A 10,379-nucleotide genomic window follows, 5' to 3' on the forward strand; every position below is an offset into this window, starting at 1 on the left:
CTTATTGCTTGAGTGAGGCAAGCATCTGTACTGTGGGGTAATGTCCCCACCGCCACCGGCCGCCCGGGTCCCCGCGGATGTGATCGCGATCGAGCGGTCCCTCACCCGCATCACCTACCTGGCCGGACGCGCCCGCCGGCACGGGCAGCTCATGTCGCTCGCCGGACTCCCGCTGGACCGGGCCGCGGTGGCGATCCTGCGCCACCTGGCCGAGGACGAACTGCTGCGCCCCGGCGTGCTGGCGGTACGCCTCTCCGTGGAGGCGTCCCATGTCACCCGCCAACTCAGCCAGTTGGAGAAGTCCGGCCACGTCACCCGCGTCCCCGACCCGGACGACCGCCGCGCCCGGCTGATCCGCCTCACCGCCCGCGGCCGCACCGCCGTGCACCGCATCCGGGACGCGGGCCAACTGGGCATGCAGGCGGCCCTGGCGGACTGGCGGCCCGCCGAACTCCACCAGCTGGCCCAGCTCTTCGAACGCCTGGTTGCGGACTTCGTGGCCCACACGGAAACCCCGACGGGGCACCCCTGACCCGCGTCTTCACGACCCGCCCCTGAAGAGGAGGAGCCCCGCACACGGCGGGATCCGTGCGAGGGGAGTGGGGGTGTGAGGCGCGTGGGCGGGTCCGGTCGTGGAACCGGTCGCCGGGCCCACCTCTTCACCTTCGGACGGGGCCGGTGGGTGCAAGGCCTGCCCGGCGGATCACGCCGGGCAGGTCGCGGCCGGCCGCGACCTGCCCTTCGCGGCCGGCCGTCGGTCCGTCGTCAGGACGCGTTCGCGTGGGACGGGCCGAAGAACTCGATCTCGGCGATCGCCACCTGCTTGCTCGCGGAGGCGCCGTACGCCGACTCGATCGTGAAGCGGACCTTGGTGACCTCGCCGACGCGGAAGGCGCGGCGCTGGCCGCCCGCCTGCTGGTCGAGGACGAGTTCGCGGGTCGTGGTCGTGCCGTCCTTCAGGGTGATCGTCGCCTTGACGCGGTGCGGCAGGGCCGACTCGGTGAGCTGGTCGGGGCGGGTCGAGGTGCCGGAGGTGATCACCAGGTCGAGCAGGCGGGTCGGCTCGCTGAAGCGGGCCTCGATCCACTCGCCCTCGCCCGACTGCGAGACCCCCGGCCCCCACCAGCTGTTGTTGATCTTGTCGAAGGCGAGGTCCGGCTTGTGACCGGGGTACGAGCGGGACGCCGCGAACGCGTCCGGTGACACCGCCGCCCGCTTCGCGAAGTGGTCCTTGGTGGCCTGCACGGCGGCCGGGGCGTTCACGCCGGCGACGATCAGAAGGGTGAGGACGACCGCGGCCATCACCCAGGTGACGATGCGGTCGAAGGTGCGGCGCAGCCGCGGGCGGTCCCCGGCCCACGGGGTCTCGCCGCGGCCGAACAGGCGCCGCCACCACGGGAGCCGGACCGAGGAGCGGTCCTCCAGGGTCATGGGCATCGCGCAGCGCGTGCAGTAGTGCCGGTCGGGGCGGTTCGGCGTGGCGCACCAGGGACAGGCGACGCCGTTCTCCTCGCCCTGGACCGGTCCCGGCGCGCGGACCTGCGGCCGGTCCGCCACCGGGACGCCCGGCAGCACCGGCGCGACGGAGGGCGGTGCGGCGGGCGCGGGCTCCTCCGGTTCCACGACGGGGACGAGGAGGGAACGGGCCCGGGCCGCCATCGTGTCGCCGAGGGCGGGGGCCGGTGTGGTGGGCGCCGTCCCGTCGTCGTCGGCCGTGGCCGTCGTCGGGGGGAGCGCCGGGAGGGGGGTCTCCGTGGTGTCCTCGTCGTCCTCGTCGTCCTCGGTGCGGTGGTCGTCGGCCGCCGGGGGCTCGGGGGCCCGGTCCTCGTCGCGGGCGCGCTCCGAGGACCGCGGTGCCGCCGACGGGGCGGTGGAGGACGCCGTACGGGAGGCCGCGGCCGGGTCGGGGCGTTCCGCGCCGGAAGCCGGTGCGGACGCGGACGAGGCGGCGGGGGCGCCGGCGGACCCGGAGCCCGTACCCGCGCCGGCGGACGGCGTGGCCGCGGCGGACGAGGCCGTCCCCGATCCCGTCGCGGCCCGCGCCGGGGTGCGGTCCGTCCAGCTCAGTACGGCCCCGCACGCGTCGCAGAAGGACTGGCCGGGTTCCGCCCGGGTGCCGCACTCGGCGCAGTTCTGGGTGGTCATCTCTCCGGGATCCTTTCGGCGACGGTCACCGTGACCGTGTAGGGCATGTGGGCGGGGCGGGCGGCGGCCACGAGGGCGTCCAGGCGGTGTTCGTCCGCCGGGCGGGGGTCCGGCAGGCGCAGCGTGACGTGGAGGTGCGGGCGGTGGTCGCCGGGGAAGGGGCCGAGGGGGCGGGCGCTCCACGCCGAGCCACCGCTCTCCTCGATCTCCGGCTCCACGCCGAACGCCAGCCGGATCGCCTCGGACAGGCCCCGGCGGGTGCCGCGCACCCGGTGCAGATACGCGGCCGCGGCCACGGCGGCCCGCAGCCTGGGCTCCGGTTCCGTGCCGTCGGTCTCCGCGCCGACCCAGCCCGACAGCCAGCGGGTGAAGTCGACGGGGGCGAGGGCCGGGTCGAAGTAGGAGGGCAGACAGTCCAGGACGTTGAGGATCGGCGCCATGACCTCGTCCAGGCCGGCGACGAAGCGCTGCGCGAGGTCGTCGTCCGCGAACACGGCGGGCAGCATCGCGCCGATCGGCGCGGACGAGCCGAGCCCGTCGACCGAGCCCCTCACCGGCTGCCTCCTTCCCGGCGCGGGACGGCGCGCCCCGGGGACGCGGGGCCGGGCCGGCCGGCGGAGCGCCCCCTCACGCGCCGTCTCCGATCACGCGGACCCGGTGGTCGTACGAGAACACCAGGGCCGGCGCCGCCAGGTCGATGCGGTCGGTGGCCTCGCCGCGCTTGCCGGTCAGGGGGTCGGCGGGGTGCAGGATGACCTGGTCGACCAGCTCCACTCCCGGCACGCGCTGCAGCACGGCGAAGACCTCGCCCGACTGCACCGGGCGGCCGAACGGCCAGCCCTTTCCGTCCGCGCCGCCGGTCAGCGGGTCGAGGTGCCGGTACAGCGCGTCGTGGGCCTGGCGGCGGACCCGGTCGGTGTCGACGCCGCGGAAGGCGTGCACCGTCGCGACCACCGTCACGCCCTGGTAGTACGGGGGGCCCACCGCCAGCCTCGTACCGATCAGGCGGCGTTCGTCCAGGTGCCGCATGATGCGGTCCAGCAGGGCGTCGCCGGGCACCAGTTGCTCGAAGCGGAGGCGGCCGCCGGGGTCCGGGACCGCCTGCGGGACCACCAGCACCCGTACCGCGTACGAGCCGTGCTCGTCGGGCTCGCCCTCCAGGCAGGTGATGCGGGCCGTCTCGGGGGCCGCGCGGCGCGCCAGCTCCTCGTAGTCGCGCAGGGTCACCGCCCGCTCCTGGGCGCGCAGCGTGATCGGCGCCCGGAGCTTCGCCTCCTCCACCGTCTCGCCGTCGACCCCGCCGCGCGCGGCCTCCCGGTTGACGACCTCGGAGACGTACGGCACGGAGGTGCGCAGGACCTGGACGGCGCCGCGCGCCACGTTGCCGGCCCGGCCGCCGCCCGTGCGGTAGCGGCGGGCCCGGACGACCGCGCCCTTGGGCGCCACGGCGCCGTACTGGCGCAGGGTGCCGTCGGGTTCACGGACGGACGGGCCGAAGGCGATCTCGCCGGTGGCCGCGTCGAGGGTGACATGACGGTCGTCGGGGCCGGAGGCGGCGAAGTGGGGGACCACCTGCCAGTCGGCCCAGCCCTCGTGTTCGGCGGTCTGCAGGAGGAGGGGCGGGTCGTCGCCGACCACGGGGGCGTGGGCCAGGCGCAGGCGCTGGCCGGGCAGGCCCGTCGACTCGCCGAGCGCCTCGTCGTACACCGTCTCGGCGTGCACGGCGGGGGCGGTGCCGCCGACCGTGAACGCCTCGGCGGAGCGGACCGTGGGCGACAGGGTGTAGAAGGGCTGGCCGGGCAGGGGTTCGGTGACGCGGCAGCGCAGCCAGCCGGCCTCCTGGCCGCCGGAGCGGGACAGGACGTGGCCGCCCGGGACGTGCAGGACGACCTCGCCGGGGCGGTTGAGGCCGCCGGTGCCGTCGCGGTCGACCTCGCAGGGCTGCCAGCCGTCCTCCGTCCACGCCTCCCAGACCAGGGGCGGCTGGCGGGGGTCGACACCGACGCCGTCGACGCGGCTGTCGAGTTCCAGGGCCACGGCGCAGTGCGGGACGGCCGCGCTCAGGCCGAGCAGCATGCAGTCGCCCGGGGCCGGGGCCTCGGCGAAGCACAGCACGTCCTTGCCCTCGGCGAGGTCGGTGGTGACGTCGGTGACCGGCTCGCCCCGGTGCTGGACGACCAGATGGGCCAACGCGCTCGGTACGACGGCGAGTTCGCGTTCGGTCGCGAAGACGACCGCCTCCTCGCTCTCCGTCCGGACCGTGGCCACCTCGGTGCCGGTCGGCAGCAGGACCGTCTCCTCCTGGGGCGCGGACAGCCAGAAGGTGACGTCCGTGCGGGCCGCCGACGGCGGGAAGAGCCGGATGCCGACCAGGTCCAGGAAGGCCAGGTGGTTCTTGTCCGGGACCCGGTTGAGGCGGTAGACGATCTGGTCGGCCATGTGGGCGACCGTCTCGACGAGCGTGACGCCCGGGTCGGAGACGTTGTGGTCGGTCCACTCCGGCGCGCGCTGCTGGATGTAGCGCTTGGCGTCGTCGACGAACTGCTGGAAGCGGCGGTCGTCCAGGTTGGGGGAGGGCAGGGCCATCAGCGGTCGCTTTCAGGAGCCGGACCGGAGACCGGGCCGGGTGCCGGACCGGAGGAGTCCGGCTCGTCGTGGGACGGGATGACGTAGAAGGGGAAGACGAGACTGCGCGGGTTGTTGGTCCCGCGGATGGAGTAGCGGACGTCGATCCACAGCACGCCCTGCTCGCCACCGGCCGTGACCTCGACGTCGTTGACCTCGATGCGCGGCTCCCAGCGGTCCAGGCTGGTGTACACCTCGTGCTGGATACGGCCGGCCGTCGCCTCGTTGACCGGGGCGAACACCAGGTCGTGGATGGCGCAGCCGAACTCCGGGCGCATGGGGCGCTCGCCCGGCGCGGTGGCGAGGATCAGCCGGATCGCCTCCTCGATCTCGCGCTCGCCGCTGACCAGGGCGATGCCTCCGGTGGGGCCGATGCGCAGCGGAAACGCCCAGCCCGACCCGACGAACTGTTCGGCCATCAGACGGCCACCCTCCTGAGGAAATGCCCGGCCCTCACGGGATCGGATACGGCTTGTTGTTGACCATCACGACGCCCTGGAGCAGGAGCGTGGCGGCCCGGATGCCGACATTGGCGGTGGCGTTGACCTGGATGGTGCCGCCCGCGCCGAGGGTCGCGGCGCCGCCCGCCTTGAGGCTCAGCGCCCCCATCGCGTCCACGGACACGACGCTGGACAGCGACTTGACGTTGACCGGGCCGGTGCCGCGGATGTCGAGCAGGCCGCCGCTCTTGATGGTGAGTTTGCGGCCCGCGCTGAGCGTGAGTTCGGTGCCGGCCTCGACGGACACCGAACGGCTGCCGGTGATCTTCACGGTGCCCTTGCTGTCGACGGTGATCTCCGTCTTCGTACGGTCCAGGTTGATGACGAGCTTGTCGTCGCCGGAGGTGACCCGGACGCCCTGCTTGCGGCCGCCGGTCTTCTGGCTGAGCAGGTCGACGCGATTGCCGTCGCGGTCGGAGAGGGTGTGCCGGGCGGCGCGGCGGCGGGCGCCGTCGTGCAGCGGCACGTCCTTCACCGGGGTCGGCCTGTCCTTGCCGTTGTAGAGGCCGCCGATGACGTACGGGTGGTCCAGGGCGCCCCGGTCGAAGGCGACGAGCACCTCGTCGCCGACGTCGAGCGGGAAGATCGACCCGCCGTCCTTCCCGCCCCACTGCATGACCCGCGTCCAGTCGCTGATGTAGACGTCGTCGAGCCAGGGGAACTGCAGCTTCACCCGGCCCTGCTTCAGCGGGTCCTGGATGTCGGTGACGAGGGCGTTGGTGGTGCCGGGCAGGCTGAGGCCGTTCTGCGCGCCGCCGCCGGAGGCGAGGCCGTACAGGGACCGCCACTGGCGGCCGCTGACGGTCACCCAGGCCTCGTAGTGCTTGCCGTCGCCGAACACATGACGGACGGAGGTGGCGGTGTACTTGCCCTCGAAGGGCGCCCCGACGTCGGCGAGGGTGACGGGCAGCCCCGGGCGGAGCTTCGGGGTGCCGCGCGCGACGACCTCCAGCTCGGCGAAGGAGCCGGTGACGTCGTCGGCGAGGGCCTCGGCGGCGAACCTCACCTCCGACTGCCGGTCGTACGGCGTCTGCGCGTCGACCAGCCGGGTGGGCTTGAACTTGGCGGCGGCCTCGCCGGGGGTCGTTCCGATCTTGATGCCGGGGTTGGTGGTGGCGGGCGCGGTGGCGGTCAGCGCCTTCTTGGTGGTGACGTCCCAGCCGCGGGCCTCGACATAGGCGACCTGCTCGGCGGAGGTGACGGCGGCGCGCAGCCGCAGGATGTCGGTGCCTGCCTCCAGGACGTACGGGCTCTTCTCGCCCGGGGTGGAGGTCGGCGGCGCCCCGGTGGCGGGGTCGGGCTTGACGAACTGGAACTTCCCCTTGGCGTCGACCGACATGACCATCTCGTTCTCGTCGGCGAGGCGGGCGAGGAAGTCCCAGTCGGTGACGTTGGCCTGGCTGATGAACTCGTAGACGGTCTTGGTGGACTGGATCCTCCCCACGGGCACGCCGGCCTGGGCGGCCAGTTTGCGCGCGATGTCGGAGGCGCTCTGGTTGCGGTACGCGGCGATCCGGCGCTGGCGCATCAGGCGGTGGCCGGCGTCGTAGCCCCGGATGACGGTGAAGGAGCCGGTGCCGTCGTAGTCGGCCTCCAGGCCGCAGACCTCGCCGGTGAGCAGGGGGTCCCCGGCGCCCTGGCCGTCGGCGATCGGCGTGAGGACGACCGGGGTGCCGAACTTGACGCCCAGCTTGCCGAGGACGAGCCGGTAGGGGTCGCGGAAGGTCAGCCGGAAGGAGGCGGGCACGCCGAGCCCCTGGTCCACCCAGCCCTCCACGAGCAGCGGGGCGAAGTCGGGCGGGAGCGGGCTGCCGCCCAGGGTGACCTTGATGATGCTGGAGAACGCGGTCGCCACCATCAGGCACGCACCTCCCCGGCGGACGGGAGGATCAGCTCGATGCCGGTGGGCAGCCGGGTGGGGTCGTCGATGCCGTTGGCCTCGGCGATGGTCCGCCAGGCGGCCGTGTCGCCGTACTCGCGCCAGGCCAGCGACTGCAGCGAGTCGCCCGCCACGACCCGGTGGACGCGCTGGGCGGTCAGCGCGCCGGAGGTCGGGTTCTGGCCCTTGGTCTTGCTGGGGATCTCGTGCAGCCGCACCTGGCAGGTGGCGCGGATGGGGACGCCGGTGGTGCCGAAGAGGGAGTAGGTGACGTCGACACTGCTGACGTAGGCCGTGAAGTGCACGGTGGAGAAGGAGCCCCACTGGAAGACCACCCAGGGCGGCGAGGGCTGGTTGGCCGCGATGCTGCCGGTGGTGACCTCGCAGCAGTCGAACAGCGCCTCCACCTTCTGCATGACGGTGTTGCTGTCCGGCTGGTCGGAGGAGTCCAGGAAGATCTCCACGCTCATCTCGCGCGGCTCCGGGCCCATGAACTCCGGCTTGGAGCCGTCGCGGACGGCGGCCGTGGGGGTCACCTTCCACAGTGCCCGGCGGGCCACCTGGAGCTGGGCCGGGTTGAACTCGAACGCGAAGGATTTGCGCAGCCCGCCCGGTGTGGTGCTGGTGCCGACCGGCGGTTCGTGGATCGAGAGGGTCGCGCGGACCAGGCTTTTGCCCGCGCCGCTCCTGCTGCCCTTGGCCATGATGTGTGTCCTCGCTCCCGGCCTAGTCGGTGAAACCGTGGTGGGTGATCTCCAGGACCTCCGTGGCGACGCCCGGGTTCGCGGGGTCGAGGGAGGGGCCCTGCCAGCTCACCGGCAGTACGTCGATCAGGCCCCAGCGGGCCACCTCCGAGCCGTCGGCCCGCAGGGCCGCGATCTGCGCGGTGGGGCGGGTCACCCCGGTGGTGATCGAGGAGATCCACTTGGCCACCTTGGTGGTGTCCGGGGTGAGGGGCCGGGTCAGGCGGATGGTGGAGAACGTGACGCGGGAGGGGAGCGCCCACACGAATCCGTTGTTGCCGCCCTCCTGGCGGTGCTCGATCTCCACCTGGGAGGACAGTCCCTCGCACCCGTTGAAGTAACCGAGGCTCTCGCCGTCGATGGTCAGGGTGAAGAAGATGGTGGAGCCCGGGTCGAGATCGCGGGACATCGAGGGGTCTGGCCTTTCTGGGGGCGCCGCTCAGTGGCGGGGGTCGCGGAGTCTGCCGATTCGTTCGCGGTCCAGGCGGAGTTCGGTGCGCAGGAGGCGGGTGATGCGGCCGGTGAGGCGGTGGGTCAGTTCGTCCAGCTGGAAGTCGGTGAGGGCGCGGGGGTCGAAGGGGGGAGGCGGGGGCGCGTCGGGGGCGGAACCCGGGCCGGCGTCGGCACGGGCGGTGGCGGTGGGGGGCGGCTTCGGCGGGGTCCGGGGCACGGCCGGAGGCGCGGGGGCCTCGCGTCGCTGGACGGCCGGGGCGGCCGCGGGCGGGGGCGTGGGGGCGGGGAGCGGTGCCGGCGCGGGCAACGGGGGCGCGCTCGCGGGGGGTCGGGGTGCCGGGCCGCGCGCGGGGAGGGGCGGGGCGCCGAGGGCGGCGGTGCGGGGCTGGACCACGGGCACGGCATCCGTGCCGGGGGCGGTGCGGCGCAGCGGTACGGGGGCGGTGACCGCGCGGCGCTGGACGACGGGGGCCGGAAGCGGCGCCACGGGCAGCGGCATGGCGCGCTGAACCACCTCCGGCGGAGGGGCGGTCGGCGCGGACCGCGGTGCGGGGACGGTGCCGCCGGGGGGTGCGGGTGTGCGGGCCGTGCCGGGCGCGCGGTCGAGCGGGGTGGCGTCCGCGGGGCGGGCGGGGAGGGGCGCCCCGAGGACGGGGCGCGCGGGGGGCCGCGGCGCGCTCTGGACGGCGGGTGCCGGCTTGAGGGGGGCGCCCAGGCCCGTACGGGGGCGGGCGGTCGCGGTGGGGGCAGGGGCGGCGGAGGCGGGACCGGCCGGCACCGCGTCGCCCTGACGGCCGCGTACGGACCGCTGCACGGGGGCCGGGCCGGGGGGTGTCGCGGGCGCGGGCGCGTCGAGGGGCGTGGGCGCGGTCGCGGGTGGTGTGCCGGGGCCCGGTGTGCCGGTGGTGTGCGCCGAGGTCGCGTCGTGCGTACGGGGGTGCTGGTGTCCGGGTGCGGCGGGTGGGGTGGCCTGCGGGGGCGTGGACGTGCCGGTGTTCCGGCGGGAGGGCAGGGCTCGCTGGACGGGGTGCGCGGGGCCGGCTGCCGGGGGCGCGGAGGTGGAGGCGCGGTCGTCGGGGCCCGGGAGGGCGTCCTGGTGCCGGGCCGGCGGCGGCGCGACGGACGCCGGGAGCGCGGACGCGGATGCGTGGTCCGGCGTACGAGAGACCGTCCGCCGGGCCGGGTGGCCGGCGGAGAGCGGGGTGGACGCGGGCGTGGACACCGACCGCTGGAGGGGGTGCCCGTCGGCAGGGGCGGGCACCCCGTCGGCCGCTTCCGGTGGGGGGACCGGGGCGGCCACCGCCACCGGGCCCGGACCCGGCGCGGGTTCCTTGCCGGACGCCGGCCGGTCGCCGTCGGCGTCCGTGCCCCGGGGCGCGGCCGGAGCCGGTGCGGTGGGGGCGGACGGGAGACGGGCGGGCAGCGTACGCCGCTGCACCGGGGCCGGGGCCGACCTGGTCAGAGGGACGGCGGCCGCCGACGTACGCGGTGCGGCCGGGGCCACACGGATACCCCGCGCAGGGGTCGGCGCCGGCGGGTGCACGGGCTCCACCGGGCGCCGTGGCGCGACCGGGCGGGCCGCGGGCGAAGCGGCGGGGCGCGACGGTGCGGCCACCGGCGGGGCGGCTTCCGGCTGGGCCGGCCGCGACGGCGTGGACGCCGGGCCGGCCGACGGCACGCCGGGACGCGCGGAAAGCGCTCCGGGCAGGACCGGGGAAGGCCCCGGCCCGGCCGAAGGGGCTCGCTGCACGCCGGGCACGCCTCCGGGGAGACCCGGCCCCGCACCCGGCAGGGCCGCCCCGGTCCAGGGGAGACTCGGCCCGGTGCGCGGCGGGGCGGTCGCTGCACCCGGCGGGGTGGACGCGGGTCCGGGCAGGGTGGGGCTGGTTCCCGGCAGGGCCGACGTGGCTCGCTGTACGACGGGCGCGGCTCCGGAGCGTCCCGGTCCGGTCCCGGGAAGCGCCGGTGCCGTTGCCGCAGGCCCCGGCAGGGCGGGCGCGGTTCCCGGCTGGGCGGTCGTGTGTGCGGGCGGTG

9 protein-coding genes are annotated in these 10,379 nt (G+C 75.4%); 1 reads left to right on the forward strand and 8 read right to left on the reverse strand.

The window, feature by feature from the left end:
• The first annotated feature begins 40 nt into the window (after window positions 1-40).
• A complete protein-coding gene (locus ACFY2L_RS20745; RefSeq protein ID WP_390822994.1) occupies window positions 41-532 on the forward strand; it encodes a MarR family winged helix-turn-helix transcriptional regulator in 492 nt (163 codons plus the stop codon).
• Between the two features lie 233 nt (window positions 533-765).
• On the opposite strand, the gene ACFY2L_RS20750 is transcribed toward ACFY2L_RS20745, so the two are convergent.
• From ACFY2L_RS20750 to ACFY2L_RS20785, 8 genes are all read right to left on the reverse strand, one after another.
• The gene (locus tag ACFY2L_RS20750; protein ID WP_390822995.1) at window positions 766-2,145 is read right to left on the reverse strand and encodes an NADase-type glycan-binding domain-containing protein; all 1,380 of its coding nucleotides are present in this window, start codon (window positions 2,143-2,145) and stop codon (window positions 766-768) included.
• On the reverse strand, window positions 2,142-2,699 hold the full coding sequence (locus tag ACFY2L_RS20755; RefSeq protein WP_390659614.1) for a phage tail protein: 558 nt from the start codon (window positions 2,697-2,699) through the stop codon (window positions 2,142-2,144). Before ACFY2L_RS20755 ends, ACFY2L_RS20750 begins: the two co-directional genes overlap by 4 nt.
• Before the next feature lie 73 nt (window positions 2,700-2,772).
• Window positions 2,773-4,731, reverse strand: coding sequence for a putative baseplate assembly protein (locus ACFY2L_RS20760; RefSeq protein ID WP_390659613.1), 1,959 nt, complete (start codon window positions 4,729-4,731; stop codon window positions 2,773-2,775).
• Window positions 4,731-5,189, reverse strand: coding sequence for a GPW/gp25 family protein (locus ACFY2L_RS20765; RefSeq protein WP_390659612.1), 459 nt, complete (start codon window positions 5,187-5,189; stop codon window positions 4,731-4,733). The genes ACFY2L_RS20760 and ACFY2L_RS20765 overlap by 1 nt, the downstream gene beginning before the upstream one ends.
• A gap of 34 nt (window positions 5,190-5,223) precedes the next feature.
• Window positions 5,224-7,128 carry a VgrG-related protein gene (locus tag ACFY2L_RS20770; RefSeq protein WP_390659611.1) on the reverse strand — a complete coding sequence of 635 codons (1,905 nt, stop codon included), beginning with the start codon at window positions 7,126-7,128 and terminating at the stop codon, window positions 5,224-5,226.
• A complete protein-coding gene (locus ACFY2L_RS20775) occupies window positions 7,128-7,853 on the reverse strand; it encodes a tail protein X (protein ID WP_390659610.1) in 726 nt (241 codons plus the stop codon). Before ACFY2L_RS20775 ends, ACFY2L_RS20770 begins: the two co-directional genes overlap by 1 nt.
• 22 nt (window positions 7,854-7,875) lie before the next feature.
• Complete coding sequence (locus tag ACFY2L_RS20780; protein ID WP_390659609.1) at window positions 7,876-8,301, reverse strand: phage tail protein; 426 nt, start codon at window positions 8,299-8,301, stop codon at window positions 7,876-7,878.
• A 30-nt stretch (window positions 8,302-8,331) separates the two neighbouring features.
• A complete protein-coding gene (locus tag ACFY2L_RS20785; protein WP_390822996.1) occupies window positions 8,332-9,783 on the reverse strand; it encodes a hypothetical protein in 1,452 nt (483 codons plus the stop codon).
• Window positions 9,784-10,379: the final 596 nt, after the last annotated feature.

Source organism: Streptomyces sp. NPDC001381, assembly GCF_042895685.1.
GTDB lineage: Bacteria > Actinomycetota > Actinomycetes > Streptomycetales > Streptomycetaceae > Streptomyces.

Coding starts and splice junctions, on each gene's coding strand:
- ACFY2L_RS20760 (WP_390659613.1), bottom strand. CDS start 4,731: ATGGCCCTGCCCTCCCCCAACCTGGACGACCGCCGCTTCCAGCAGTTC.
- ACFY2L_RS20775 (WP_390659610.1), bottom strand. CDS start 7,853: ATGGCCAAGGGCAGCAGGAGCGGCGCGGGCAAAAGCCTGGTCCGCGCG.
- ACFY2L_RS20780 (WP_390659609.1), bottom strand. CDS start 8,301: ATGTCCCGCGATCTCGACCCGGGCTCCACCATCTTCTTCACCCTGACC.
- ACFY2L_RS20745 (WP_390822994.1), top strand. CDS start 41: ATGTCCCCACCGCCACCGGCCGCCCGGGTCCCCGCGGATGTGATCGCG.
- ACFY2L_RS20765 (WP_390659612.1), bottom strand. CDS start 5,189: ATGGCCGAACAGTTCGTCGGGTCGGGCTGGGCGTTTCCGCTGCGCATC.
- ACFY2L_RS20750 (WP_390822995.1), bottom strand. CDS start 2,145: ATGACCACCCAGAACTGCGCCGAGTGCGGCACCCGGGCGGAACCCGGC.
- ACFY2L_RS20770 (WP_390659611.1), bottom strand. CDS start 7,128: ATGGTGGCGACCGCGTTCTCCAGCATCATCAAGGTCACCCTGGGCGGC.